The sequence below is a fragment of the Butyrivibrio sp. LB2008 genome (assembly GCF_000621565.1).
Classification (GTDB): Bacteria; Bacillota; Clostridia; order Lachnospirales; family Lachnospiraceae; genus Butyrivibrio.
Genome location: NZ_KK211307.1, coordinates 330,527 through 356,149, shown reverse-complemented (window position 1 = coordinate 356,149; position 25,623 = coordinate 330,527). Strand labels below are relative to the sequence as shown.

Sequence of the window (25,623 nt, the reverse complement as noted above, 5' to 3'; positions counted from 1 at the left end):
TTATTTGTTGTTTTCTGCAGGATTTTCCTGCGTAGCTTTCTCCTGAGCTTCTTTTTCAGCCTTAGCCTTGGCTGCGGCAGCCGCTCTTTCTTTTGCTGCCTTCATAAGAGCTTCCTGAGCGGCAATAGCCTTCTCGGACTGCTTAAATGACTTAACAACCTTTTCACTGCCGGGTTCCTGGAATCTTGTTCCCATAGAAAGAGATTTCTTAGGGCAGCTGTCCACGCAGCATCTGCACTGGATACAGCTCATTGGTCTGATGTTCCATGTCTTCTCAGCCTTATCAACTGTGATGGCGTGAGTAGGACATTTTATAGAGCAAAGACCGCAAAGAATGCAGAGGTCCATATCATTCTCAACATGTCCTCTTGTTCCTTCAGGAAACTCTTTCTCGGTTTTTCTTGTATATGGCTTTGAAAAAAGGTTTTTTATAATTGTATTTTTAAAACTAACAAATGCCATTTCAATCTCCTATCTGTGCTGTGTTCATGAATGCGATCATCTCTCTGTACAACTGATACAAGGATCGATCGTAAGTACAAGAATCGGAACATCAGCAAGATCGCAGCCTTTAAGAATCTCTACGAGACCTGAAAGGTTTGCAAAAGTAGGTGTTCGAACTCTCATTCTGTCAATGAACTTGGTTCCGTTTGCCTTAACGTAGTAAAGAGCTTCACCTCTTGGCTGCTCAATTCTCATCATATATTCGCCGTTCGGCATTCCCTTAACGGGAGCCTCAATAGGACCTTCGGGCATCTTTGCTATAAGCTGATGAATGATATCAAATGCCTGGAAAATCTCCTGTATACGGCAATATGTACGTGCATATGAATCACCTTCACTGCTTACGATGGGCTCAAAATTAACATCGCCGTAAGCGCAGTACCCTGTAGATCTGATATCTCTTACAATTCCGCTAGCTCTGAGGAACGGGCCTGTGCATCCGAGAGCATCTGCCTGTTCTGCACTTAATACGCCGACTCCCTTAAGTCTTGTCTGTACGGCAGCATCCTCAAGGAAAGGTCTTGAAATAGCCTTGAGATCCTCTTCCATCTTGGAAATTCTGTTGTCAAAATCTTTGAGCTGATCGTTTGTGACATCTCTCCTGATTCCGCCAATCTTCATAACAGAGAAAATTACACGTCCTCCGGTAGACTCTTCAAACATATCGAGAGCTTCCTCTCTAAGTCTCCAGCAGTCCATATAAAGACTCTCAAATCCAAAAGCATCTGCCAAAAGTCCGAGCCAGAGAAGATGTGAATGAATTCTGCTAAGCTCAGACCAGATAGTTCTCATATATCTGGCTCTTGCAGGCACCTCGATATCCATAATATGCTCTACAGCCTCGGAATAACCAAGACCGTGTCCCAAAGAACAGATACCGCAGATACGCTCTGCAACATATACCATCTCATTAAAATCTTTTTTATCAACCAGTTTCTCCAAACCTCTGTGGATGAATCCGATTGAAGGAATAGCCTCAACCACCTTCTCATCTTCCATAACAAGATCCAAGTGAATAGGCTCCGGAAGAACCGGATGTTGAGGTCCGAATGGAATTACACTTCTGTTAGACATTACAGTTCCTCCAATTATTTGAACGGTGTCTCTATAGCTGTGCGATAGAGTTTTCCTTCATAGTCAATATTTATCATCTTAATCTTAACGCCAAAGAGATCATGCATCTCATTTTCATAAATAAATGCACAAGGAAAAATACTTGTGATGCTTGAAATCTCATCATCTTCTGGAAGAGTTATCTTAAGCTGCTTTACTTCAAGATCTTTTCCGAATGAATAAATAAGTTCATAAGCATCCGGAACTCTTGTAGCACACTGCTGCATAAGATGATATCCTGCAAACTTAAGCTTCTGAGACTCGTCAATGATATTCTCGGGACTAACATTTACAAACTCGGTATTCATTGTTTATCGTCTCCTTTCTCAGCATTTGATGCGGAAGCAGGTGCCGCATTCTGAGCTGTAGCGGGCGCCGCCGGCTTGGGAGCGGGCTTAGCGGAAGCTTTGATCTTCTCTTCTGCCTGTTCTCTAAGTGCCTCTTCCGTAAGAACAGCATCATACTGGTCTGCGGGATTATAATCTTCCTCAGTCATATGAACAGCCATCTTGCTGTAGTCTACAGTACAATATCCGGCCTTCATTGACTCTTTTAATTTTTTCTTCTTTTCTTCAAGGATTCCAACTGCCTTAACAACGCCCTGAATAAGCGCTTCAGGTCTTACGGCACATCCCGGAACATATACGTCGACAGGAACAATCTTGTCGGCTCCTCCCAAAATGTTGTAGCACTCCTTGAAGATTCCTCCGTCACATGCACAAATTCCGCAAGCAACAACGACCTTTGGATCGGGCATCATGTTGTATAGCTGTCTTACAACAGGTGCCGTCTGCGCATTCATCCCACCCGTAAGCAAAAGCACATCGGCATGCTTGGGATTACCTGTATTGATAATTCCGAATCTCTCCACATCATAAAGAGGAGTCATCGTAGCCAGAACTTCTATATCACAGCCGTTACAGCTGGATCCATCATAATGTAACACCCATGGTGATTTTGATATTTTCATCGATCTTTCCCTTCTTCTTATTTCAAAACATTAAGAATAAGCAAATTTGTACCTGCAAAAACCAATATTACCGACCAGGAAACCTTAATCATGGTCAAGTACTTAACTCTCGGGAACAGGTTATCGATAAGTGTCTCAAGGAAAAATACAACAGAACATGCGATAACTGCCCAAAGTATACTGATAGGTGCGGATGTAATGAAGAACATTCCAACAATACCCATCATAAGTACAACATCATACCATTCTGCAATTTCAACAAGTGCAAGGTTTCCTCCGGAAAGATCGGTTGTAAGACCTTTTACCATCTCCTGATGCATATGATGTGAAGTACTGAGATCAAAAGGTGATTTCCTGAGTTTGATCAAAAGTATGAATACAAATCCGATAAAGAAACCGGGAATCTGTACAATAGCAGGAACCTCAGCTCTTGCAAGTTCACTGACCATGAAGCTTCCGTTTGCGTAATAGAAACCGATCGCAACAAGAAGTGTCATGGGCTCGTAGCACATCATCTGTAACAATTCACGCTGTGCGCCCATGATACTGTAAGGTCCGTTTGTAGAAAAAGCTGCAAGGACCATAACTACTTCAGACATAGACAACGCAAAGAATACAAGAAGCATATCTCCGCCTGCAAAAAATAACGCACCTGTAAAAATAGTAAATACAAGATAACTTGTAACAAACAACACCTGAATACTGTTAACAACGGTGGTCTGCTTACTCATCAGCTTGAATACATCATAAAAAGGCTGAAAAAGAGGCGGACCTTGTCTTCCCTGCATACGCGCGGAAAAGATCCTGTCGATTCCCGAAAGAAGTCCACCTATGAAAGGTGCCAAAAGAATATATATTAAAGCTTTTACGATCATATAACTATTCATCAGATAGCACCTCCGACTACAACAATAAGCATAACCGCAACTAAAACGGCCGCAACATAAATACATGGTCTAAGGAATTTCTTTTCACCAAAGATCTCATCCATGTACCAGTTAGACATGTAAAGTGCCCTTTCTTTGCCAAAAGAATCGATATAATGTCTGTCATCTCCCGCATTTACACCGGCTACATAAGACATTGTCATCTTACTGTTCTTACCGATTGACAGGAATCTGGAACCGATAGGGATCATAAATACCATTGCGACCATGATCATCATGATAATAACGTCGCTTCCACCGATAACATCAGGAATATTTGTATGATATGCCTCATCGAGAATAGGCTGGATCATATTTCCGGACATCCAGGGGAATGCAAAACACATAACAACTATCATTGTTGTGAGAGGGAAAATAGATACCATCTCACTTCTGGGAGTTATATCTTCAAGTTCGAATGACTGATGAATAACCGCACAGATCTTACCAAGCCATTTTGCCCAGTAGAAAAGCGTACTTCCCGATCCGAAAACAAGGAAAAGAACAAGCCAAACAGAACCGGAATCTACGAATGATTTAAGAGCAGCCCACTTGGAAACAAGCATTCCAAACGGTGCCATGAACATTCCGCAAATACCGATTATCATGATAAATGCCAGTCTGGGAAGTTTGATTATGAGTCCATGCATATCCTCAATATCACGGCTTCCCATACAGTTCTCGATATCTCCGACTGTCTGGAACAAAAGTGACTTAGAAACTGCATGAAACAGAACGAGCATTACTGCAGCCCAAACACCTTCGGTCGTACCTGTTCCGGCACATGCCGTAATAAGACCGAGGTTGGAAATTGTAGAATAAGCAAGTACCTTCTTGCCATCGCTTACGGTAATCGCAAGAAGTGATGCCGCAAAGAAAGTAAATCCGCCGATAACTGTGATCATGATTCCCGTAAGAGTTCCGTACATTACAGGAGCAAGTCTTATAAGCATATATACGCCGATCTTAACCATCGTTGCAGAGTGCAAAAGAGCACTTGAAGGCGTAGGCGCAACCATCGCTCCCAAGAGCCATCTTGAGAACGGGAACTGTGCACTCTTTGTAAGAGCCGCAAATGCAAATAAAGTTACGGGAATAATAATTTTAGCAGAAACACCCGGTGTAATCTGGCTCAAATTTGAGATGCCGAGAACCATATTGCAATACATGAGTCCGGCTGCAAATCCACATCCACCGAAAAGATTCATCCAGAGAGCTCTGAATGAGTTATTTACTGCTTCTTCTGTTCTTGTATATCCGATCATAAGGAATGAACATACACTTGTGATCTCCCAGAAGAAATAGATAAATCCAAGATTATCCGAAGAAATAAGTCCGAACATTGCGCCAAGGAATACAAACATAAGCGCAAGGAAATATCCGGAACGATCCTCAACATCCGTATGATGATGGTGATAATCCTTCATGTAACCGGATGCGTAGATACAGATAAGAATACCTACAAAACCAACGATCAAATACATTACGGCAGCAAATGTATCGATTCTAAGGCAAGTATTTCCTTCAACTGCTTTATGAGTCAGATCCATCCATAGAACAGGGATTGTTCCCACGAGTGAAAAAATAATTGCATAATACTTCTTGTATTTAATACTAAGAAAACATACAAGACCCATCAAAAAGACTTCCCCACAGAGAATAACCTTTTCAGGGATCTCCGGATGTTCCAAATATACAAATTTTGATGTATCACCGGACATAAGAACATTGACGGCAACATAAATAGCCACACCCATGATTGCAAAGCCACCTGCCATAATAAGAAGGCTTCTAAACAAACTAGCGTGTTTAAAAATAGATATTATTATTGCCATACAAAAGGGAAATAAAATAAGAAAATAAACTAAATTCAATAGATTTGCCAAGGTGTTCGCCCCTTTCACATACATACTCACGAGTAACTCATTACTTCATAAATTTCTCGATAGCATCATTTAACTCAACGATAGCCTCTTCATCACCATCGGAAACAGCATGGACAATACAGTGGCTGATATGCTCTTTAAGTATCTCCTTGCCTGCTCCGTTTATTGCTGCACGTACAGCTGCCAATTGTACGAGTACTTCAGTGCAATCCCTATCATCTTCAACCATTCTCTTAACAGACTCAAGGTGTCCGATTGCCTTGGAAAGTCTGTTAACTATAGCCTTCATCTTCTCAGGGTCATGATGATGTTTATGGGTATGAGAACTCATAAAACCTCCAAATAAATATATGTATTGTTATTTTTTTAACTTTCATGAAAAATAAATCTACATATATTTTTTCCAAACTTAATTATATTCCTTCTCTGTAAAAAAACAATAATGATTATCTAACATTACCAATAATCTTATGTAAAAGATTATAAAGAATTTTAGCCTCTTCAGGTGTGAGCATTACACAGCTACCAATTTTCTGCGGAATGTCAATCGCCTTGTCGCGAAGCTTCATACCGGAATCGGTGATAGAAACGACAAGATTTCTCTCATCTTTTTCAGATCTTTCTCTTGTTATATAGCCCTTACTTTCAAGCTTCTTAAGAACAGGTGTGAGTGTTCCCGAATCAAGAAAAAGGCATTCACCAAGAGTCTTAACATTGACGCTCTTCTTATCCCACATAACCATCATTGTGATGTACTGCGTATAAGTAAGATCGATATCATCTAAATACGGCTTGTATTTTCTTATGATTTCTTTAGAACATGCATACAAAGGAAAACACAACTGATTTTCAAGTTTTAAAGGATCATAATTATCTTTTTTATTATTCATAACCATCTCCAAATAAAATTTTATACTATTAAATCAGATATCATTATATCACAAAAAAGATTATACATTATTAAGGCATAATAAAAAGCCCGTGAAAATTCATCTAGAATTCACGGGCTAAAAAATGCCGGTCAAAGTTTAGAATTGTGATTCATATTCTTGATAGGAATATTGGCGTAAAGAGCCGGAGCTGATTTACCACCGTTATCTTCAGCATCAAGATTAGTAATATTGATATCAATCCCCTCTTTGTCAATCTCAGCATATTTCGAAAGCACTTCTATGATATCGCTTCTGATTTTTTGCATGAGCTCAGGTGAGCAAGATGCTCTGTCTGAAACCAAAACAAGCTTCAGTCTATCCTTGGCTATATCACTTGAAGATTTCTTTTTGAAAAAATCAGTGATTTTCATAATATTGCCCCCTTATCACTTTTTCTTGAACCATGAGAATAGTCCTTTCTTGGCCTCAAGGTCAAGGAAAGGAACCTGTTCACCTGTAATACGGCGACAGATGTTCATATATGCCTGTCCGGCAAGTGAATTATCCCCCACAAGTGGCTCTCCGTTATTAGTTGCAACAACTATATTCTCATCATCCGGAACCTGACCGATAAGTTCGATGGCAAGGATATCGATAACATCATCAGATGACATCATATCCCCTCTCTTTATCATATCAGGGCGAAGTCTGTTTACTATGAGATGAGTCTGTTTAATCTCATTTGCTTCAAGAAGACCGATGATTCTGTCAGCGTCTCTTACAGCCGATACCTCAGGTGTTGTGACTACAAGTGCTCTGTCAGCACCAGCAATAGCATTCTTGAATCCCTGTTCAATACCTGCAGGACAATCCAAAATAATATAATCATATTCCTGCTTGAGTTCATCAGTAAGCTTCTTCATTTGCTCAGGAGTAACGCTTGTCTTATCCTTCGTTTGTGCGGCGGGCAAAAGAAAGAGTGTCTCATATCTTTTATCCCTGATAAGCGCCTGCTTAATCTTGCAGTTACCTTCAATAACATCAACAAGGTTGTAGACAATCCTGTTCTCAAGTCCCAAAACAACATCAAGATTTCGAAGTCCTATATCTGTATCAATAAGAACAACCTTCTTGTTCAGCTTTGCAAGGCCTGTTCCGATATTTGCGGAACTTGTAGTTTTACCTACACCACCTTTTCCCGATGTTATAACTATAACTTCTCCCATAGTTTCCTCCGTTTACATATTAAATTGTCTCAAAAAAGAAGAACCGTAAACACTCTTTACAATGTGCCCGTTTTCGATATATGCAACTTCAGGCTCATTTTCTACCGCAGTAGATTTCTTTCTTCCAAGTTTGAGTTTGGCACTTTTCTCTGACTCAGGTGATATTGCGATAGAATCCGCAATTCTGACCTGTAAAGGATTGAGATTAAGTGCCATTACTACAGCATCTTTATCTCCGCCTGCTCCGGCAAACGCATTGCCTCTAAGCTCGCCAAGAATAAAAATGCTTCCATAGGATATTACGTTAGCCCCCGGCTTAACGTCTCCTAAAATAACAATACTTTGTTCGCAGGATATATCCTGCCCGGATCTCAAACTGCCCTTATATATAAGTGCATTATTCTGATCTGCTTTAACTACGGCATCACTGCTCTTGCTGTTATTAATCTCGAGCGCAACATTATCATCAGAACCTGCGATGTCTTCAAACTTTCTTTGAATATCAGACTCTTCGTCGATAATACATGAAATTGTAAGCATTGAATTATCTTTGATACTCTTTAGAACTTCATCTTCTTCAGTCTCAGAAAGCTTTCTTCCTCTAATAATAAGACCCATCTTATTTTTTCCAAGGAATGAAGAGGCTTCTTTGAATCTTTCGCCAACTTCAGTGATAAGTGTTGAAAAATCGATCTCGGGATCTAAAACAAGAATAATGCCAGACCTTGTACCTTTAATTGTAACTAACTGACTCACTGTTTAATTCACCCAACCTTTTTAAAAATCCATACTATAACAGTATAGGCTATTTTTGATAAAAATTAAAGACATCTTAGCCCATTTGTGCCAAAGGTTTGGTGGGCAAAACTAGTCTATTTTAAGAAAAATGAGCTCCGGAAATCCGAAGCTCATTAATAATTTTAAGATTATTAGTTGAGACCGGCAGCCTGCTTAGCAACTTCCTCAGCGAAGTTCTCGTTCTTCTTCTCGATACCTTCACCTGTCTCGAAACGTACGAATTTCTTGATAGAAAGATTAGCGTTATTGTCCTTACCTACCTTAGCGATGTACTGACCAACTGTCTGCTTTCCATCCTCAGCTTTTACGAATACCTGCTCGTTAAGGCAGATTTCCTTAAGCTCTTTGTTTAGACGTCCAACAAGCATCTTCTCGATGATCTCCTGAGGCTTTCTCTTTCCTTCAGGAAGCTCCTCGTTCTCTTTAAGTGCCTGAGCAAGAAGGATTTCCTTCTCGTGGTCTCTGTATTCCTGAGAAACATCCTCAGTTGCAACATACTTAGGATTAAGAGCTGCAACCTGCATAGCAACATTCTTTACAGCTTCCTTGATGTCGTCGTTAACTACATCTGTCTCAGCCTCAACGATAACAGAAATTCTTCCGTTTCCGTGTACGTAAGGAACTACGATACCGTTTGTAGCAACAACCTTCTCGAAACGTCTGATGCTGAGCTTCTCGCTGATAACAGCTGTGATCTCAATAAGTGCATCGTTAACAGTCTTAGACTCATCAGCGTTCCACTTCTCAGCCATGAATGACTCAAGATCCTTAGCATCTGAATTAACTGCCTGCTGAGCAACAGCTTCAACGAAGCTCTGGAACTGCTCGTTCTTTGCAACGAAGTCTGTCTCTGAGTTAACTTCTACAACTGCTGCTGTCTTGTCATCCTTAAGAACGACTCTTGTAAGACCTTCTGCAGCGATTCTGCTGGCTTTCTTCTCAGCCTTCATAATTCCGTTCTTTCTAAGGAATTCAACTGCTGCATCCATATCTCCGTTAGTTTCTGTAAGAGCCTTCTTGCATTCCATCATTCCTGCACCGGTAGACTCACGCAATTCTTTAACCATTGCTGCTGTGATAGCCATGTGTATTTTCCTCCGTTTTTATAATAGCAGCCAACCATATAATGATTGGCTGCACCAATTTAGTTCAAAAAATCAATCTATTAATTACTCTGCATCTGCAACTTCTTCGATGTCCTCAGCTGCCTCTGCAACGAAATCAGCTGCAACGTCAGCCTCAGCACCCTGGTTAGCTTCGATAACAGCGTCAGCCATCTTACCAACGATAAGCTTTACTGCTCTGATAGCGTCATCGTTACCGGGGATGATGAAGTCAAGCTCTTCAGGATCGCAGTTTGTATCAGCGATACCGATAAGAGTAATTCCAAGAGACTCAGCTTCCTGGATGCAGATTCTTTCCTTCTTAGGATCTACTACGAAAATAGCATCGGGAATTCTCTTCATGTCTCTGATTCCGCCAAGGTTAGCCTGAAGCTTAGCAAGCTCTTTCTTGAGCTGAGCAACTTCCTTCTTGGGAAGAACTTCGAATGTTCCATCTTCCTGCATCTTCTCGATAGTCTTCATTCTTGCGATTCTGCTCTGGATTGTCTTGAAGTTTGTAAGCATTCCACCGAGCCATCTCTCGTTGATGTAGTACATACCGCAACGCTCAGCCTCTGTCTTAACAGCGTCCTGTGCCTGCTTCTTTGTTCCTACGAAAAGGATTGTTCCACCCTGCTGTGCAATCTCGAAAACTGCCTTGTAAGCCTCATCAACCTTAACAACTGACTTCTGAAGATCGATGATGTGGATTCCGTTTCTCTCTGTGAAGATGTAAGGAGCCATTTTAGGGTTCCATCTTCTTGTCTGATGTCCAAAGTGAACACCTGCTTCAAGTAACTGCTTCATTGATACAACGCTCATGATATTACCTCCATTTGGTTAAAATCTTCCGTGCATCCTTGGCTCAAAAAATATATCAGCGCGTTTTCTGATATACAGAGCTCCTATTCTGATCGAAGAAACCGACACCGGAAAAGGAATTAAATGCACGTGCATATTTGTTTCTGCCGTGAAATAGGCATAAACATACCTATGAACACAGCTTTTTAACTATAGCACAAGAAAATACTTATTTCAAGTAAAAATGCTGCGAAATAACTTAGTTTTCGCAGCATTTCAAACTTCATTTTTAATTTAATGTTATCTCACAATAATATCGGCTATCTGATCATACGTAGCATTTGCAGGAAATACCTTTTTTCCCGACCTTATCTTACGGTCAACTTTGTTCTGTATCAGGTATTTATTAAATGCAACCGCATCATCAACAAGTCCTGCATCTTTTAAAATGCTCGCAACTTTGTCAGAGCCACTTCCGCCGGGGATCGTGATCTCAATCATTTCGCCTGACGGTGCAGGTGTGGTACTCGAAACCGCAGGTGTAGTACTTGGAGCAGCAGGTGTTGTATCGGGCTGTTGTTCAGGTTCCTTGCGTTCCTCTTCCTCTTCGGGTTCATCCGATTCCTGTTCTTCTTCCTTTACTTTGGATTCTGTTTTTAGATCGGATGTTTTTTTATCTTTATTATTGTCTTTCAAATCTTTTTCATCAGTTTTTGTGCTTTTAAAAGAACTTGCCGATGAAGTGGTTCTGTCCAAAGAACCACCGGCACTGTTTGAAACAGGACTATTCTCTTTGATATCAGTGACTTTGACAAGATCTGTAGTTGAAGCACCTGATAAAGCAGAATCCGTTCCGATATTCTCTGTTAAATCCGTTCCGATATTCTCTGTTAAATCCGTTCCGTTATCCGCTGCAGGCGAGTATGAATCCGACATATCCGGTGTTTCCGGAGCTTTTGGCTCATCGGGTGTCTGTTGGACACTTCCGTCTTCTCCCGAATAATCAGACAAAACGCCTCCTTCAACCATGCCGAGACCTTTGGCCTTCTCAATTACCTCAGCATCACTTACAGGGGCATTCCTGGCTCCGAGAGCGAAGCCCATGATAATTGCCGTAAGTATAACACCGATGCCCATTCCCCTAAGGTAATACTTAAGTTTCATTTAAAGAAAATCCTCACTTAACTTTTCTATGCTTATTGGAAAGATCGATAACAAGCTTAACTTCTCCGATACCAAGTCCAAGTTCTCTTGCGATTACCATATTGGACTTTCCGGCTTTATGCATCTCAATAATCTGGCGATTTTGAGAAATCGGATCCGTGACTGTAAGTTCTTTCATGTTCTTATCGGGATTGGTGCTCTTTGCTTCAACTCTGACAGCTTCAGTAATCGGAACAACTTTGGCATTGGCAGACTGCTCCTGCTGTAATTGCTGTTCCTCTTCAGCAGTTTGAGTGCTTCCCACAACATGAAGCCCCATGGCTTCTTCGGGAGTAATAACTTTGGCTGTGATCTTTTCAAGTTTCATCGAAAGCTCTTTTTCAGCATTGGGATTCAAATTAGCATTGGTATTTGAATTTAATGCCGGAATATTTCCCTGTGAAGTACTTGAAGGAACATTCACCGGAACGGTCCTGTTTAAAGGCTTCTCCGGAACATTTAAAGTTATATCGGAAAGAACTTCCTGGGGAGTGATGATTTTCTCCTCAACTTCTTTCACAACTTTCTTGGCCTCATCGGCTTTCTTTGTAACTTCGGAAACCACTGAAGTAAGATTCTTATGTTTGTCATTGAGCATGTCATACATAAACATAACTTCATCATGGTTTTTGTGAATATCATTGATCACAGTATCGGAATATTCTCCGATAGCGGACATCTTCTCATTGGATATACGCTCCATAGCCCTTTCTGTTCTGTCCAAAGAATTGTCTATGGTATCATCCACAATATTTTCGATGTTATCTCGCTGATCTTCGACTTCACGACGAACAAGCTCACGGATTTCTCTCTCCATGAGCAACTTGTCTTCTTCGTCTAATTCTTTTCCTGCAGGAAGAAGATAACCCAATATTATTGCCGCAAGTCCGACAACGATGAGAACAATCTCTGTAATACTAATCATTTATCCGCCTATGTAAGTTATAAATTCAGGCACCGAGCCCGTTTTCACCATTATAATATAGAAATGTTAAATCTTCAAATCAAAACCGTGAGAAATACCAAGATCTACAGGCTTTCCATTTCTATCGAGCATGTGCTCCGAGATCTTTTCCATCTTCTCAACAGATAGCTGCCTTTCTAAAATGGGATTATTCTCATTCTTTTCGTCCTGTTTCTTCTTCCTATTCTTTCCGCCGTCCCCCATGTACTCATTGCCGCCTTTTTCGCCGGCATCGGCAGAAACCTTTGCTCCGCTAACGTCGTCTTTCTGAATGACTGAGTTTCTCTGGTTATCGACTTCTTCGTTAAACTGAGTCTGAAAGTTCTGTCTGTCCATCATGGGACGTGCATCCTCTGACGCTTTCACCGCAGATACTTCATTGGAAGCAGCGATCACGCCAAAGTCAATCCTGTTTATTGACATGGTTCTCTCCTCCGTTTAGATAGGTGCTAACCTTACATCTCCTTCCTTTACAACAAACTTGCTGTACTGAACAGGTTTCTTTACGATCATGGATAACTCTCCAATGTTTACGGTAGTCCCCGGATATGCTGTCCCCTCAACAATAACTTCAGCTTCTTTTGCTTCCGCAAGTCTTTCCATCAGAGTTGAATATTCTTCAGAATTATCCTGAATCTGTTCTGTAAGTGTCTTGTTTAACTCAATGAGCTTCTTGGCACTTTCAACCTGCTGAGGACTAAACTTAGCTCCCGCCTTGAGCATCTTGGTAAAGCCCTCGATAGTAGGTTTAATGCTCTCTATACTCTTTTGTGCTTCAGTCATTTCTTTTTGAAGTTCCTTGAGTCTTTGCTTAAGCTGCGGATCTGCCCCAACTTCGATTATCGTATTTGCCCCCATCTCAGATCCGAGAACTTTAGCCTGTATCTTGTCTGCGGCACTTACTCTTCCGCCGGCAATAAAGCCTCTTCGTCCGGTAACATTTACTTCAGTTCCCGAAGAAACATTGGAATGAAGTATACATTCACTGGTTATGCAGCCTCTGGCGCTGACATTAGCATTCTCAATAAATCTTGTAACGATATTTCCTCCGGCCTTAATATTTCCTCCGGCCTTTGCTCCGCACTCAAGAACTATATCGGCACCTGCATCAAGAACGGCGCCTTCTACAATTCCGCGTACAATGATATTTCCTCCGGCTTTTATTTTGAAATTCGTAGCAACAATGCCATTTACTTCAACACTTCCGTCATAATCGATATTTCCGGTTGCAACATCTACATTCTCAAGCTGGAGAACATCGGAAACAACGACTCTTCCTTCGATTAGGGTTACATGACCTGATTTGCCTGCTTTAAGAGTAAGCTTATCTTCCGAAAGAATGGTATTTTTACCTGCTTTAATAAATGTAGGCTTAACTACGGCAGGTTTGATTTCTTCACCATATACATTTATTCCGGGAATTCCGGGAACCTCCTTGTGAAGTGTAGCAAGAAGATCTCCTTCGTTTATATTATTGATCAGGTTAAGGTGGAAATAGTCAACACTTCCGTCTTCTTTAAGTGTGGGACGAGCCCTCAGATTGGTATTAAAGTGATATTCTACACTTGCATTCTTACCCTGAACAACTTGTTTTCCCTGTGCAATAAGAATTTCCTTACAGTATTCTCTATGTTCAAAAAAAGCTTTTATGTTTTCTTCCTGAATTCCGTACGTAAATTTCCTATATGCTATAGAATTTCTAAATTCAGTTTCCGTCATCAATTCTGCGCCTTCCGTAGGCGGATAGAAAAATGCCGTGACAGTCAGTTTATCTTTCGAAACGTCAAATTTAACACCTTCTCTCTCAGGTAAAACCTGAGCGTCGGTAAAAAGATAAACGTTTGCATCAGACTTATTCACAGCATCATTCAACTTGATTACATCATATTGAATTTTCCTATCGTCCAAATACTCACGAACTACATTGACATTTAAGGACTTACCACCGTCAGTAGGGGCATAAATTCTGATACCGGTTCCTTGCGGCGTGTTTACGAGTTGAAAATATCCGTTCATACAAAACCTCTTCCATAAAAAATTTACTATCTTGAATTTGTGATTATCCCAAGATAGTCTCCCAGCTTTTCGCGCATCTTCTGAAGCGCCTTTGTGTGAAGCTGTGACACTCTCGACTCTGAAACCTCCAGAACTTCACTTATCTCCTTTAATGTAAGCTCCTCATAATAGTAAAAGAGTATAACCTTTTTCTCCTTGTCCGTGAGATGTTCCAAGGATTCGGCCAACATCTTTTTTAATTCTTCTTTTTCTATAGCCTCTTCGGGCTTTGTGAAACCTGAACCTGAATTATTTGAGTCCTCGGGAATATCCGATCCCTGCTCCATGAACTCATTTAAGGATACAACCCCCGTAACCTTCATTTGATTCTGCCAGTTCTGGTATTCATCCTCTGTAATATCCATTTTAGCCGCAATTTCTGCGTCTGTGGCGATATGTCCACTTTCTTTTTCAATTTCTCTAATAGCTGTCTCGATTTTCTTCTGTCGCTGTCTGATTGTCCTGGGAATCCAGTCCATCTTACGGATCTGATCAAGGATAGCTCCTCTGATTCTTAGACTGGCATAAGTCTCAAACTTAACGTCTTTCATGAGATCAAATTTATCTATGGCATCAATAAGACCAAAGATACCATATCCTACAAGATCATCATATTCGACATTAAAACCAAGATACATGCTAAGTCTTCCGGCTACAAGTTTGACAAGAGGAGCATACTCTAGTATGAGCTGCTCTCTCAATTCACCGGATTTGGTTTTACCATAATCTGTCCATAATTTATTTCTGGCTGCATCATCCATGTGTAAATTTCCCCGGTTTTATTTTTTTACTGAGGAATGTCGTGTACTTCCATAGAATCGACATCTTCCCCGGCATTTCCTTCCGCTTCCATAGCGGCTCTCGCCTCTTCCTCGAGCCTTTCCGCTTCGAGTTTTTCGGCTAATGCTTTTTCATAGTTAATATCTAAAAACTTGGCGATCATCTTTTCGATAATAAGTCCGATTGCCAAAAATATAACTACCGAAGCAAAAACAATAACGATCCACTCTCCTATAGGATAGTGCTTTAAGAACGTAAATACTGAAACAACAGCCGTTGCAGAAAGCACTATCAAAGGAGTGATCAATTTGGTATTAATTTTTTTCAGTTCATCTAAATCGGTATTCATATAATCTTTTCAGGTCTTCCTACGGCTCTGATGACATAGTTTCCGTTTTCGGGATAAAATATTACCGTCCGTCCGTACGACTCACCGGTATCCTGAGCAAGAACAGGAATATTAAGCTCCTTTAGCTTTTTTAGTGATGCCGAAACATTTCTGTCTCCAACACGCATTGTTGCATTTGTCGATTGAAAAGCAAACATCTGAGCACCACCGGCAATCTTTGCCACAAGTCGCGATCTGTTACCGCCTTTGGCAACTATGAGCCTAACAAGTTCCTCTATTCCGGTATCGGCAAATTTAGGTATATTAGAATTGTTCTTAATCTCAGTTGAATCCGGCAACATTATATGCGCCAGCCCACCAATCTTGGTGACTGGATCCCTTACTGCAATTCCCACACAGGACCCAAGCCCCAGTGTTGTGATACCGTCGGGGCTGACACAAATATTCAGATCGGCCATTCCAACCTTAATTATTTGACTCATATTAGCCCCTTCACGAATCTGAAACATCTCCCATTCCAAGCGATGAGAGTATTTTACGGTAACCTTCAATATCAGGTAAAAGAATAAAATAACCGCTTAACTTAAGTTCATCAAAGAACTGTGTCTCAATAAGAAGGATCTTGTCACCCATCATTCCGAACTGGATTGCGGGAACACTAAGTATTGCCGCAGCCATATCAATCGCAACATATGGAATAGATGGAACAAGTTTTAAGTTTGTCATCATAGAAAGTGAATTGAGATACGATCCGGTAATGATATTACCGACTTCCTTAAGTGCGGACATCTCAACTTCATCAAATTCCTGATCTTCAGGTTTTGGTCCTGTCCCCATTAGCTGATCAACCAAATGTCGTGCTGCCTGTTTTCCAAGGAGGAACATGATACTTCCGTCAATATCACCTTCAACGGCAAGATAAATACCTGCCATAAGCTTTTCAGCTCCCCCCATGAGGTCTCCGACATCTTTAAAATCGAGAAGTCGAACCTGGGGGACACACATATCGACCTTTGTTCCGATCATCTGAGCAAGAGCTGTGGTCGCATTTCCGGCACCGATATTACCAAGTTCCTTCAGCACGTCAAAATACTTGTCGGATAAATTATCCAAACTCATGTCTGCCATAAAATAGTTCCTCCGAATTAACTTGCGTTAGACGCTTTTTCTTTTGACTCTTTCTCAGATACAACCGCATCAAGATCGAGTATGGAAACAAGTCCGCCGTCATAATGACCTACGCCGCTTACGAAAGAAACGTTTGACTGTCCCTTCTTGTCGTCATAGCGGACTTTCTCAATATCTTTTTCATCAAGTGTAAGAACCTGATTAACCTGATCGACGATTATACCTACAAGATCGCCGGTATCGGTCTTTAAGATTATTATTCTGGAAGCTCCCGTGATAACATCTTCAGAAAGCCCCATCTTCATTCTTACACTCATTACAGGAACGATCTCACCTCGGATATTGATAACTCCCTTGAGGAACGCATCTACCTTAGGTACTCTCGTAATCTGCTGCATCCTTACTATGTTGTCTATAAACTTAATATTGATGCCATACTGCTCGTCATCAATCTTTATGACGATATACTGAATAAGTTCACCTTTTTCAGCTTTTTCTTTAACTTCTTGTATTTCATTCATATTCGGCTCATCCTTTCTTCACTCAAACAAATGTACAATCAGAAAATTGAATTTGTATCAAGAATAAGTGCGATCTCACCATCACCAAGGATAGTAGCTCCGCTTATAAGCTTGCACTTATTGGTATACTTACCCAAAGGCTTGATAACTATTTCCTGCTGTCCCATAAGTTCGTCGATAACAAGACCGATCTGCTGATCTCCCTTTCTTGCGATAACAACGACCATATCATCTTCAGGTGATTTGGTAGACTCGGTATCAAGAACTTCATTGAGTCTAATGATAGGTGTTACGCTTCCGCGGAGATTTATAACTTCTTTATTCTCAACAAGTTTAAGGTCTGAAGGAGAAACATCCTCAATACTCTGGATTGAATCAAGAGGAATAGCATACTTCTCTTCTCCGACAATAACCATGAGAGCCTGAATAATGGCAAGTGTAAGAGGAAGTCTTATTACCCATGTCGAACCTACTCCAAGCTTAGTATTTACGGATACTTCACCTGAAAGTGACTCAACCTTGGATTTAACAACATCAAGTCCTACACCACGTCCTGAAATTTCTGAAACCTGCTTGGCTGTTGAGAATCCCGGGTGGAACAAGAGCTCAACACACTGTTTCTCAGTTAAAAGAGCTGCCTGCTCTGGAGTAACAACACCCTTCTCAATAGCTTTGCTCTTAACAGCTTCCGCATCAATTCCGTTACCGTCATCGCCAACCTCGATAACAACACTGTTACCATCCTGGAAAGCGTGAAGGAAAATCTGTCCTACTTCCGGTTTACCTCTCTGAGCTCTGAGCTCAGCTGACTCGATTCCGTGGTCCGCACTGTTTCTGATAAGGTGCATCAAAGGATCACCGATCTCATCAACCACGGTTCTGTCCATCTCAGTATCTTCACCGGTCATGGTAAGTTCCATCTTCTTGCCCAGAGTCTTGTTAAGATCTCTGATCATACGAGGGAATTTCTGAAGGACACTCTCGATAGGAACCATTCGAACTTTCATAACCGATTCATGAAGGTTTGTGGTAACACTCTCGAGATACTCTATCTGCTCATTAACATTTCCGTTGCTGACACCCGAAGTATTCGCAGCAGAAATAAGTGAGTTCTTTGCAATAATAAGCTCGCTGACAAGGTTCATCAGAACATCCAGTTTTTCGATATCAACACGGACTGTTCTATTAACAACAGGCTTGCCAACCGGCTTCTTTCCGCCCGCTCCGGCCGCAGGTGCCGCTTTACTTCCTGCAGGTGCGGGATTTGGTGTTGCTGAAGGTGCCGGTGCCGGCGTAGGAGTAGCTGCAGGTGCCGGTACAGGTTCAGCCGCTTCTTCAACCGCTTTTTCGGCATCAAGGTCGAATTCACCGCATTCACAGCCTTCAACTTCAGAAACAGACTTAACTATCTCTGCAAGTTTTTCTTTAGACTCATCCGTAATTACAACAAGACTGAAAGTGAAGTCGAATTTTTCATCTTCGATGTCCTGTGTATTAGGCTCTGAAACAACAATCTCACCAACTTCTTCGATTCCTTTAAATACAAGAAATCCTCTGGCAGCCTTAAGAATACAGGATTCCTGAATATGCACGGTAACTCCGAGAATATTTTTTCCCTGAGCTTTGGCTTCTTCCAAAGTAGTCCTCGCGGAAGGATCGAGCTTAATAAGTCTGTAATCAGTCATCGGGCTTGCACCGGGATCCGGTTCGGAAGCTGCGCTGTCAGAAGCTTCAGCAGCAGAAGCCGCATCTGCTTCAGGTGCACTTGCAGATCCGACATTGCCCGATCTGATATCGGCGAGAGCTTTTATAATATTCTGATGCTCTTCAGTACCTTCATCCTGATTTTCGGTAATGTTATCTACATATCCCTGAATGGCATCAAGACACTGAAGTAAAACATCGATCATTTCTGACTTGATCTTGATCTTACCTGCTCTTACATCAGAGAAAACATCCTCCATATCATGAGTAAGGTTCTGCATTCTGGTATAGCCCATGGTACCGGCCATACCTTTCATTGAATGAGCCGATCTGAAAATCTCATTGATGCAATCCTCATTTTCAGGATCCTGCTCAAGAGTCATGATGTTGTCATTAAGCGACTGAAGGTGCTCCTTTGCTTCATCAAGAAAGACACTTAGATACTGAGAAACATCCATAACCAATCTACCTCCATAAGTGAATTTGTTTAGTCATGCAATTATGATGTCAAATATTGGTATTCAATGGAGGGTAATGGATTTTAGATAAAGAGAATCAAAAAGTATACACCCTCAATTAACACCAACATTCATTATGATTTCCTGGGCAATATCATCAAGTTTTACAACCTGATCAACAAGTCCAGCAGTTGCTACTGATTTGGGCATTCCGTAAACGGTGCAGGTACTTTCTTCCTGACCGATTACATGTACTTTCTTTCTAGATTTAAGATTCTTGATTCCCTCAGTTCCATCGGCGCCCATTCCGGTCAATACTACGCAGCAAACTTCATCATAATCGGAATCAACAAGTGATTCATACATGAAATTTGCACAAGGTCTTACGCCTTCTCTGGTTGGTCCGTCCACGTAATGAACAACACTCTTTCCTGCATTCTTAATGATATGCATGTGTTTTCCGCCTTTTGAGATATAAACCGTTCCCGGTGCCAATACATCTCCTTCGGCAGCTTCTTTTACATGTACTTCACTCAGAGAGTCCAGTCTTTCAGCAAGTGATGCTGTAAAGCCTTCCGGCATGTGCTGAACAATAACTACAGGAGTTTTGAGGTTTTTGGGAAGCTTTGGAATTACAGACTGTAATGCCCTCGGCCCGCCTGTGGAACTTGCAATTGCAACAATCCTGTTACCCGTTATCTTACTCGCGGATTTTGTGACCAGTTCGACAACTTTACGGGATTCTTTTGCTTCGTCAAAAGAAAATGTCTTACTTGTTCCCGGTGCCTTACTGTCTGCAACTGCGGCGAGAGTATTAAGGAAAAGCTTGCAAAACTCGTCTCCCTTACACTCAGATGCTCTGTCCGGCTTGTGCACAAAATCAAGTGCTCCCAGATCAAGCGCATCCATAGTAACTTTCGCACCTTCTTTTGTATCGGTGCTCGCCATCATTATTTTGGCTTTTATCCCATTTTTATGAAGTTCTTTAAGCATTGTGATACCGTCCATTCTCGGCATATTAATATCAAGTACGACAGCATCATAAGTATTCTGCTTTAAGCGCTCCAAACCCTCAATCCCGTCTTTAGCCTTGTCAGCTACCTGGAATCTTGAATCTGAGTTAATAATATCACTAAGAACTGTTCTCATAAGTGCAGAATCATCAATTATCAAAATTTTTTTCATAATTATGTTTGCTTCTTTCTTATTTTTCGTTCTTCCTCAAAGATGAAGTGGATAATATCTTCTCTGGAAGGTTCATCGATATACACATATTGGATACGATGTTCAAATAAACCCGGTCTACTTTCTAACTCTTGTACTTTTAATATGCTGCAAATCATTTCATATTCTCTGTCGTTCGCCCCCCTCGGTAAACGATATGAGCAGTAAACTATGCTGCCCTCTTCGTATTGGAAGTTGGCCACAAATCTTAGGCCCCCTCCGCTTATATCAACTATAACGCTCCGTTGTAGCGGTTTGGTCTTATCAACCAAAAATTTTCTGTTCTTTTCAAAGGCTTCCAGCTCTCCTTTTGTGCAGGTTCGAGACTTAAGTTCAAGCGCACAGCTAAATCTGTAGTACTCTCGCCTCTGGAGCCGTTGTAACTCACTAGTAAGGTCGAGTACCAGAATATACATATTGTCGCTTCTGTATCTATCCACTATTCTTGAATAGCATTGGTACAACCCTTTTGTACTGTAGAAGCATAAGCTGTATTCTCCATCAACAGGCAGTAGAACAAGTTTACCTTTTTCAAACGGCATAAGGACTTCAATTCTGTCATCCGAAGTCACATCCATGACTTTGCTCATATAGATGTGTCTCGTTCGCGTATCCTCATCCATCCAGACTTTACCGGTAGCTTTCAGTTCCACCCTGATTCCGGGCGCAATGTAATCTGTGAGCATAAATTACCTAGTCTCCAATCTGCCATATTTATAAACCTGATAAAACACCGTCAATCCGGCATCTTATCAGTTTTCAAATGAAGTTGTTCGTTGTCCTTGTGTCGTCTCCTTGCTGCTAAGCTTCCTTCCTGTAATAATGTGAGAGAAAAAAGCTGCCATTCCTCTCTGCTTTACTTCTTCCTGGCTTCCCGGATTCATGAGCTGATTGGCAATGTTCTCAAACGCCTTTACCGATTTGGCGTTCGGATATTGCAATGAAACCGGTGACTGCTGCATGACACTTCTTGCAAGATACTGATCCTGCGGAATTGCTCCCATATAAGACAAAGGAAGTTTCAAATATCTGGCAACAACCGCATTCAGCTTATTAAACAGCTGTTGTCCTTCATCAGCAGATGTCACTCTGTTTGAAACAACTTTCACCTTAGTGTTTTCTCTCGAAAAACGAGGAGACTGATTAAGCGCCTTAAGAAGTGAATAGGAATCGGTTATCGATGTAGGCTCGGGAGTTGTCACAAGTATAATTTCACCGCTTGCCACAAGGAACTCCATTACCGCGCTCGAAATACCCGCACCTGTATCTATTATTATTATATCAGCAATTGCATCAAGTTCGGCAAGATTAACGATAATATATACGAGATAATCTCTGCTGAGATTATACATTCCGGAGATACCCGATCCGCCGGAGATAAATCCGACTCCTTCCGGTCCCCAGGTTATGATATCTTTTATATTCTTGCCCTGATAAATAAGGTCACATAAATTATGCTTCGGTACCGTTCCGAACATTATCTCAATATTTGCAAGTCCGAAATCCGCGTCCAGGATGATAACTCTTTTTCCCATTTTCCTGAACTGTACAGCAAGATTTATGGAAACATTCGATTTACCTACGCCACCTTTTCCGCTTGTTACGGTGATAATTCTAGCAAGCGGACGCTGAGGCTTATTTGAATTTTTTATAATATTTCTAAGCTGTTGCGCCTGATCCATATATAACTATCCCCAAATCAACTTTTTCCGCCAAGAAGGTTCTTTACAATTTTCTGTGCATCAAACACCGCAATGTCATCCGGAACGTTCTGTCCGTTTGTAATATACGCAACCGGTGCCCCCGTGTGCATCCTTATGTTGTAAAGGTTACCTTTTGCACCTGTCTCATCCATCTTTGTAAAAATAAGCTTATATGCAACCATCTCAGAATAAGCGTCTGATATCTCGATCAGATCGCGATATTTGGTGGTTGCAGACAAAACAAGATAGTTTTCGCACTCCATAAGGTCTTCAAGCGCCCTAATGTAGTTCTCAACATCTCTGATAAGTTCTTCATTCTTGAGAGAATGCCCTGCAGTATCGACCATAATATAGTCGTACTCCCTGAAATCTTCAGCGGCCTGCTTCATCTCATCAACAGAATATATAACCCTAAACGGTATCTCCAGGATTGAAGCATAAGTGCGAAGCTGCTCTGCAGCAGCAATCCTGTATGTATCCATAGTCAAAAGAGCTACTTTCTTTTTTCTCGAAACAGTAAGCTCAGATGCAAGCTTTGCTATCGTGGTTGTCTTACCGACACCCGTAGGTCCTATAAAAATCTCGGCAACCGGTTTTTCTTCTGTGTCCTTTATGGGATCGGATTTGCCGAACTTAAGAACCATCTTCTGATATACGTTAGCAAGCGCATAATCAAAAGGAAGTCCCGGTTTGCTTATCTTCTCAACCTCATCGGTGAGCTGATTGACATAGATCTCATCAACTTCATTTTCTATAAGAGTATTATATAACAATTTTATGAAAGAAAGTGTCTCTTCGGATATATCATTTTGAGAAGTTTTAACCGACATATCCACATTCTCGGGAACAACTTTCGTTTCTTTGCTATTCTGCGGCGAAACAACGTCTTTCTCGTTTTTGAGAATATTTTTTTCCAAAAGAGAACTGAGATTATCAAGTTTCTCTTCAATCGCGCTGTTATCTTCCTTTGCTGAAGCAACTTTTGTCGCATTGACAGCCGCTGAGATCACGGTATCTCTTTGCGAATTGTCAAAAGAGCTTCTATTTTCCTGCACTTTGGGCTTCTGCGGAGATAGAGTTGTCCTTACCGGCCTCTCAGGTTCCTCCTCAAGCGCTACAGTCACCTCGATCTTCTGAGACTGAAAAAGCGACAAAAAGCCGGACTTTTTAACAGGTCGTACGTTCATTACGACTATGTTTCCCCCAAGCTCCTTTTTTGCCTCATCGGTCGCTTCGCTTTCATTTTTTCCAACATACTTTTTAATAATCATTTACGCAGTTACCATCCCCACCGATTGTAGTTCGATACTGGCTTCGACTTCGTTATATGAAATAACCACCAGATCCTTATAGTAGTCTTCTGTCATTTTCTTAAAGTACATACGCACTATAGGTGACGCCATTATGATCGCCTGTTTGCCCGCATCTTCAAGTTTCTTGACCTGTTCTCCCACGGCAGTAAGAATAGACTTGGTTCTGGCAGGATCAAGTGTAAGATAAGCACCTGTCTCTGTCTGCTTGACACTGCTCATGATCTCCTGCTCAATCTTAGGATCAAGTGTAACAACACTTGTCGTCTCTCCCGGTACAAAGAACTTGTTCGAGATTGCTCTCTTAAGGCTCTGTCTCACATACTCTGTAAGAATATCGGGATCGTGTGTGGACGGAGCAAAATCTGCAAGCGTCTCGAATATTGTCACAAGGTCTCTTATAGAAATGCCTTCACGAAGGAGATTCTGTAGAACTTTCTCAATCTCACCGAGACTCATAAGCTTAGGCACAAGCTCATCCACAAGAGCATGATTGTTCTCTTTCAAATTGTCTACAAGGTTCTGTACATCCTGCCTTGTAAGAAGTTCTGCGATGTGTTCTCTTATTATCTCCGTCAAATGTGTAGCAATGATAGACGGCGGATCTACTACGGTATAGCCAAAACTCTCCGCTCTTTCTCTCTGTCCTTCCGTGATCCAAATGGCAGGAAGGTGGAAAGAAGGCTCAAATGTAGGAATACCTGTAATTTCCTCCTCGACGTGACCGGGATTCATCGCCATGTAATGGTCAAACAAAATCTCTCCGTCACTTACCTGTATACCTTTAATTTTAATGATATATTGATTAGGATTCAACTGAATATTATCTCGAAGTCGAATAATTGGAACAACAGTACCAAGTTCAAGCGCAACCTGTCTTCTGATCATAACTACTCGGTCAAGAAGATCTCCGCCCTGATTGACGTCGGCAAGTGGAATAATACCGTAGCCAAACTCAAGCTCGATAGGATCAACCTGCAAAAGGCTCGTTACATTCTCAGGCTGTCTAATTTCCTCAGCCTGCTGTTCTTCAGGTGATGCAACTTCTCCTTCAACCGCAACCTCTTCAATAGTCTGGCTCGCAACTCTACCGAGAAGAATAAATCCTGCTCCGAACGCTACATAAAGAAGTGTCGGAAGAGGCGATGCGATTCCAAGCCCTGCCAAAACGCCGCCAACAAGATACAAAGTCTTTGGCATACCAAAAAGCTGGCCGATAAGAACATGGCCAAAATCTGCCTCTTTTGACCCCTTAGTAACAAGGATACCTGTCGACATCGAGATCATAAGTGAAGGGATTGAACTTACAAGTCCGTCACCCATCGTAAGGATTGAATATGTGTTAATGGCAGTACCAATATCCATACCCTTTCTAAGGACACCCATGGCAATACCGCCTATAAGATTGACCGCTGTAATTATAAGACCTGCGGTAGAATCTCCTTTTACATACTTCGTAGCACCGTCCATGGCTCCGAAGAAACTTGCTTCGTCCTGAATCTTTTGTCTTCTCTCTTTTGCCTCAACATCTGTTATCGCTCCGGTGTTAAGATCGGCATCGATAGCCATCTGTTTACCGGGCATGGCATCAAGAGTAAATCTCGCAGATACTTCCGCAACTCGTTCGGAACCTTTGTTAATTACCATAAGCTGAACGATGATGAGAATTACATAGACAATAGCTCCGACGATAAGGTCACCTCCGCCAACAAAGGAACCGAATACCTCAATTACTTTTCCCGCGCCACCTTCTGTGAGGATAAGACGGGTAGATGAAACATTCAGCGCGATTCTGAAGATAGTCGTAAAAAGAAGTATCGTAGGGAAGAACGACATATCCAGAACATCGGCTGCAAACATAGCAGTAAACATGATCACAAAAGAAAGTGACATGTCAAAAGCAAGGAGAATATCCAGCACCCAGTCACGAAGCGGAATAATGAGCATAACAATAGCCGCAACAATATATAGAGCAAGGCCGTAATCGTATACACGGTCTCTTATTTTTTTCGCGTCCATGCCGCA

General features: G+C 41.4%; 28 protein-coding genes. All 28 read right to left on the bottom strand.

All coding sequences use genetic code 11. The features are described from left to right. The 28 genes from T356_RS20945 to flhA all read right to left on the bottom strand — a co-directional run bounded on the left by T356_RS20945 (position 1) and on the right by flhA (position 25,617). Positions 1-462, bottom strand: a complete 462-nt coding sequence (locus T356_RS20945) for a 4Fe-4S dicluster domain-containing protein (protein ID WP_026515430.1) — start codon at positions 460-462, stop codon at positions 1-3. Positions 463-498: 36 nt separating this feature from the next. Continuing rightward, positions 499-1,578, bottom strand: a complete 1,080-nt coding sequence (locus tag T356_RS0116375; protein ID WP_026515429.1) for a hydrogenase large subunit — start codon at positions 1,576-1,578, stop codon at positions 499-501. 14 nt (positions 1,579-1,592) lie between these two features. Then, positions 1,593-1,925, bottom strand: coding sequence for an NADH-quinone oxidoreductase subunit C (locus T356_RS0116370; RefSeq protein ID WP_026515428.1), 333 nt, complete (start codon positions 1,923-1,925; stop codon positions 1,593-1,595). Further along, complete coding sequence (locus T356_RS21730) at positions 1,922-2,587, bottom strand: NADH-quinone oxidoreductase subunit B family protein (RefSeq protein ID WP_026515427.1); 666 nt, start codon at positions 2,585-2,587, stop codon at positions 1,922-1,924. Before T356_RS21730 ends, T356_RS0116370 begins: the two co-directional genes overlap by 4 nt. Before the next feature lie 17 nt (positions 2,588-2,604). Then, on the bottom strand, positions 2,605-3,474 hold the full coding sequence (locus T356_RS0116360) for a respiratory chain complex I subunit 1 family protein (protein WP_035781404.1): 870 nt from the start codon (positions 3,472-3,474) through the stop codon (positions 2,605-2,607). Then, on the bottom strand, positions 3,474-5,291 hold the full coding sequence (locus T356_RS0116355; protein WP_242846631.1) for an NADH-quinone oxidoreductase subunit 5 family protein: 1,818 nt from the start codon (positions 5,289-5,291) through the stop codon (positions 3,474-3,476). Before T356_RS0116355 ends, T356_RS0116360 begins: the two co-directional genes overlap by 1 nt. 148 nt (positions 5,292-5,439) lie before the next feature. Further along, positions 5,440-5,730 carry a metal-sensing transcriptional repressor gene (locus tag T356_RS0116350; protein ID WP_026515425.1) on the bottom strand — a complete coding sequence of 97 codons (291 nt, stop codon included), beginning with the start codon at positions 5,728-5,730 and terminating at the stop codon, positions 5,440-5,442. Between the two features lie 115 nt (positions 5,731-5,845). Further along, the gene (locus T356_RS0116345) at positions 5,846-6,289 is read right to left on the bottom strand and encodes a MarR family winged helix-turn-helix transcriptional regulator (protein WP_035781395.1); all 444 of its coding nucleotides are present in this window, start codon (positions 6,287-6,289) and stop codon (positions 5,846-5,848) included. A 131-nt stretch (positions 6,290-6,420) separates the two neighbouring features. Further along, positions 6,421-6,702 carry a cell division topological specificity factor MinE gene (gene minE, locus T356_RS0116340; RefSeq protein ID WP_026515423.1) on the bottom strand — a complete coding sequence of 94 codons (282 nt, stop codon included), beginning with the start codon at positions 6,700-6,702 and terminating at the stop codon, positions 6,421-6,423. A gap of 15 nt (positions 6,703-6,717) precedes the next feature. Beyond that, positions 6,718-7,497 carry a septum site-determining protein MinD gene (gene minD / locus T356_RS0116335; protein WP_026515422.1) on the bottom strand — a complete coding sequence of 260 codons (780 nt, stop codon included), beginning with the start codon at positions 7,495-7,497 and terminating at the stop codon, positions 6,718-6,720. Between the two features lie 12 nt (positions 7,498-7,509). Further along, the gene (gene minC, locus T356_RS19860) at positions 7,510-8,253 is read right to left on the bottom strand and encodes a septum site-determining protein MinC (protein ID WP_051563506.1); all 744 of its coding nucleotides are present in this window, start codon (positions 8,251-8,253) and stop codon (positions 7,510-7,512) included. A 173-nt stretch (positions 8,254-8,426) separates the two neighbouring features. Next, positions 8,427-9,380, bottom strand: coding sequence for a translation elongation factor Ts (gene tsf / locus T356_RS0116325; RefSeq protein ID WP_026515421.1), 954 nt, complete (start codon positions 9,378-9,380; stop codon positions 8,427-8,429). Positions 9,381-9,464: 84 nt separating this feature from the next. Next, on the bottom strand, positions 9,465-10,220 hold the full coding sequence (rpsB, locus tag T356_RS0116320; RefSeq protein ID WP_026515420.1) for a 30S ribosomal protein S2: 756 nt from the start codon (positions 10,218-10,220) through the stop codon (positions 9,465-9,467). 279 nt (positions 10,221-10,499) lie between these two features. Then, a complete protein-coding gene (locus tag T356_RS0116315) occupies positions 10,500-11,363 on the bottom strand; it encodes a hypothetical protein (protein ID WP_026515419.1) in 864 nt (287 codons plus the stop codon). Positions 11,364-11,376: 13 nt separating this feature from the next. Next, a complete protein-coding gene (locus T356_RS0116310; RefSeq protein WP_026515418.1) occupies positions 11,377-12,327 on the bottom strand; it encodes a DUF6115 domain-containing protein in 951 nt (316 codons plus the stop codon). Positions 12,328-12,393: 66 nt separating this feature from the next. Beyond that, entirely contained in the window at positions 12,394-12,789 is a 396-nt protein-coding gene (locus tag T356_RS0116305) for a hypothetical protein (RefSeq protein WP_026515417.1), read from the bottom strand. Between the two features lie 15 nt (positions 12,790-12,804). Beyond that, on the bottom strand, positions 12,805-14,382 hold the full coding sequence (locus T356_RS19855; RefSeq protein ID WP_051563505.1) for a FapA family protein: 1,578 nt from the start codon (positions 14,380-14,382) through the stop codon (positions 12,805-12,807). A 26-nt stretch (positions 14,383-14,408) separates the two neighbouring features. Then, complete coding sequence (locus tag T356_RS0116295) at positions 14,409-15,182, bottom strand: FliA/WhiG family RNA polymerase sigma factor (protein ID WP_026515416.1); 774 nt, start codon at positions 15,180-15,182, stop codon at positions 14,409-14,411. A 26-nt stretch (positions 15,183-15,208) separates the two neighbouring features. Continuing rightward, positions 15,209-15,550 carry a hypothetical protein gene (locus T356_RS0116290; RefSeq protein WP_026515415.1) on the bottom strand — a complete coding sequence of 114 codons (342 nt, stop codon included), beginning with the start codon at positions 15,548-15,550 and terminating at the stop codon, positions 15,209-15,211. Further along, complete coding sequence (locus T356_RS0116285) at positions 15,547-16,032, bottom strand: chemotaxis protein CheD (RefSeq protein ID WP_026515414.1); 486 nt, start codon at positions 16,030-16,032, stop codon at positions 15,547-15,549. The genes T356_RS0116290 and T356_RS0116285 overlap by 4 nt, the downstream gene beginning before the upstream one ends. Positions 16,033-16,042: 10 nt before the next feature. After that, complete coding sequence (locus T356_RS0116280; RefSeq protein WP_026515413.1) at positions 16,043-16,678, bottom strand: chemotaxis protein CheC; 636 nt, start codon at positions 16,676-16,678, stop codon at positions 16,043-16,045. A 17-nt stretch (positions 16,679-16,695) separates the two neighbouring features. After that, on the bottom strand, positions 16,696-17,199 hold the full coding sequence (locus tag T356_RS0116275) for a chemotaxis protein CheW (RefSeq protein ID WP_026515412.1): 504 nt from the start codon (positions 17,197-17,199) through the stop codon (positions 16,696-16,698). Positions 17,200-17,237: 38 nt separating this feature from the next. Continuing rightward, positions 17,238-19,361, bottom strand: a complete 2,124-nt coding sequence (locus tag T356_RS0116270) for a chemotaxis protein CheA (protein WP_026515411.1) — start codon at positions 19,359-19,361, stop codon at positions 17,238-17,240. A gap of 114 nt (positions 19,362-19,475) precedes the next feature. Then, the gene (locus T356_RS0116265; RefSeq protein ID WP_081777890.1) at positions 19,476-20,546 is read right to left on the bottom strand and encodes a protein-glutamate methylesterase/protein-glutamine glutaminase; all 1,071 of its coding nucleotides are present in this window, start codon (positions 20,544-20,546) and stop codon (positions 19,476-19,478) included. Between the two features lie 2 nt (positions 20,547-20,548). Further along, on the bottom strand, positions 20,549-21,271 hold the full coding sequence (locus T356_RS0116260; RefSeq protein WP_026515409.1) for a flagellar brake protein: 723 nt from the start codon (positions 21,269-21,271) through the stop codon (positions 20,549-20,551). Positions 21,272-21,337: 66 nt separating this feature from the next. After that, the gene (locus T356_RS19850) at positions 21,338-22,267 is read right to left on the bottom strand and encodes a MinD/ParA family protein (protein ID WP_051563504.1); all 930 of its coding nucleotides are present in this window, start codon (positions 22,265-22,267) and stop codon (positions 21,338-21,340) included. Between the two features lie 17 nt (positions 22,268-22,284). Continuing rightward, positions 22,285-23,559 carry a flagellar biosynthesis protein FlhF gene (gene flhF / locus T356_RS0116250; RefSeq protein ID WP_026515408.1) on the bottom strand — a complete coding sequence of 425 codons (1,275 nt, stop codon included), beginning with the start codon at positions 23,557-23,559 and terminating at the stop codon, positions 22,285-22,287. Beyond that, on the bottom strand, positions 23,560-25,617 hold the full coding sequence (flhA, locus tag T356_RS0116245; RefSeq protein ID WP_026515407.1) for a flagellar biosynthesis protein FlhA: 2,058 nt from the start codon (positions 25,615-25,617) through the stop codon (positions 23,560-23,562). Positions 25,618-25,623 lie beyond the last annotated feature (6 nt).

Excerpts from the sequence above, each read along its gene's own strand:
- T356_RS20945 (WP_026515430.1), bottom strand. The coding sequence starts at position 462 with ATGGCATTTGTTAGTTTTAAAAATACAATTATAAAAAACCTTTTTTCA.
- T356_RS0116375 (WP_026515429.1), bottom strand. The coding sequence starts at position 1,578 with ATGTCTAACAGAAGTGTAATTCCATTCGGACCTCAACATCCGGTTCTT.
- T356_RS0116370 (WP_026515428.1), bottom strand. The coding sequence starts at position 1,925 with ATGAATACCGAGTTTGTAAATGTTAGTCCCGAGAATATCATTGACGAG.
- T356_RS21730 (WP_026515427.1), bottom strand. The coding sequence starts at position 2,587 with ATGAAAATATCAAAATCACCATGGGTGTTACATTATGATGGATCCAGC.
- T356_RS0116360 (WP_035781404.1), bottom strand. The coding sequence starts at position 3,474 with ATGAATAGTTATATGATCGTAAAAGCTTTAATATATATTCTTTTGGCA.
- T356_RS0116355 (WP_242846631.1), bottom strand. The coding sequence starts at position 5,291 with ATGGCAGGTGGCTTTGCAATCATGGGTGTGGCTATTTATGTTGCCGTC.
- T356_RS0116350 (WP_026515425.1), bottom strand. The coding sequence starts at position 5,730 with ATGAGTTCTCATACCCATAAACATCATCATGACCCTGAGAAGATGAAG.
- T356_RS0116345 (WP_035781395.1), bottom strand. The coding sequence starts at position 6,289 with ATGAATAATAAAAAAGATAATTATGATCCTTTAAAACTTGAAAATCAG.
- minE (WP_026515423.1), bottom strand. The coding sequence starts at position 6,702 with ATGAAAATCACTGATTTTTTCAAAAAGAAATCTTCAAGTGATATAGCC.
- minD (WP_026515422.1), bottom strand. The coding sequence starts at position 7,497 with ATGGGAGAAGTTATAGTTATAACATCGGGAAAAGGTGGTGTAGGTAAA.
- tsf (WP_026515421.1), bottom strand. The coding sequence starts at position 9,380 with ATGGCTATCACAGCAGCAATGGTTAAAGAATTGCGTGAGTCTACCGGT.
- rpsB (WP_026515420.1), bottom strand. The coding sequence starts at position 10,220 with ATGAGCGTTGTATCAATGAAGCAGTTACTTGAAGCAGGTGTTCACTTT.
- T356_RS0116315 (WP_026515419.1), bottom strand. The coding sequence starts at position 11,363 with ATGAAACTTAAGTATTACCTTAGGGGAATGGGCATCGGTGTTATACTT.
- T356_RS0116310 (WP_026515418.1), bottom strand. The coding sequence starts at position 12,327 with ATGATTAGTATTACAGAGATTGTTCTCATCGTTGTCGGACTTGCGGCA.
- T356_RS0116305 (WP_026515417.1), bottom strand. The coding sequence starts at position 12,789 with ATGTCAATAAACAGGATTGACTTTGGCGTGATCGCTGCTTCCAATGAA.
- T356_RS19855 (WP_051563505.1), bottom strand. The coding sequence starts at position 14,382 with ATGAACGGATATTTTCAACTCGTAAACACGCCGCAAGGAACCGGTATC.
- T356_RS0116295 (WP_026515416.1), bottom strand. The coding sequence starts at position 15,182 with ATGGATGATGCAGCCAGAAATAAATTATGGACAGATTATGGTAAAACC.
- T356_RS0116290 (WP_026515415.1), bottom strand. The coding sequence starts at position 15,550 with ATGAATACCGATTTAGATGAACTGAAAAAAATTAATACCAAATTGATC.
- T356_RS0116285 (WP_026515414.1), bottom strand. The coding sequence starts at position 16,032 with ATGAGTCAAATAATTAAGGTTGGAATGGCCGATCTGAATATTTGTGTC.
- T356_RS0116280 (WP_026515413.1), bottom strand. The coding sequence starts at position 16,678 with ATGGCAGACATGAGTTTGGATAATTTATCCGACAAGTATTTTGACGTG.
- T356_RS0116275 (WP_026515412.1), bottom strand. The coding sequence starts at position 17,199 with ATGAATGAAATACAAGAAGTTAAAGAAAAAGCTGAAAAAGGTGAACTT.
- T356_RS0116270 (WP_026515411.1), bottom strand. The coding sequence starts at position 19,361 with ATGGATGTTTCTCAGTATCTAAGTGTCTTTCTTGATGAAGCAAAGGAG.
- T356_RS0116265 (WP_081777890.1), bottom strand. The coding sequence starts at position 20,546 with ATGAAAAAAATTTTGATAATTGATGATTCTGCACTTATGAGAACAGTT.
- T356_RS0116260 (WP_026515409.1), bottom strand. The coding sequence starts at position 21,271 with ATGCTCACAGATTACATTGCGCCCGGAATCAGGGTGGAACTGAAAGCT.
- T356_RS19850 (WP_051563504.1), bottom strand. The coding sequence starts at position 22,267 with ATGGATCAGGCGCAACAGCTTAGAAATATTATAAAAAATTCAAATAAG.
- flhF (WP_026515408.1), bottom strand. The coding sequence starts at position 23,559 with ATGATTATTAAAAAGTATGTTGGAAAAAATGAAAGCGAAGCGACCGAT.
- flhA (WP_026515407.1), bottom strand. The coding sequence starts at position 25,617 with ATGGACGCGAAAAAAATAAGAGACCGTGTATACGATTACGGCCTTGCT.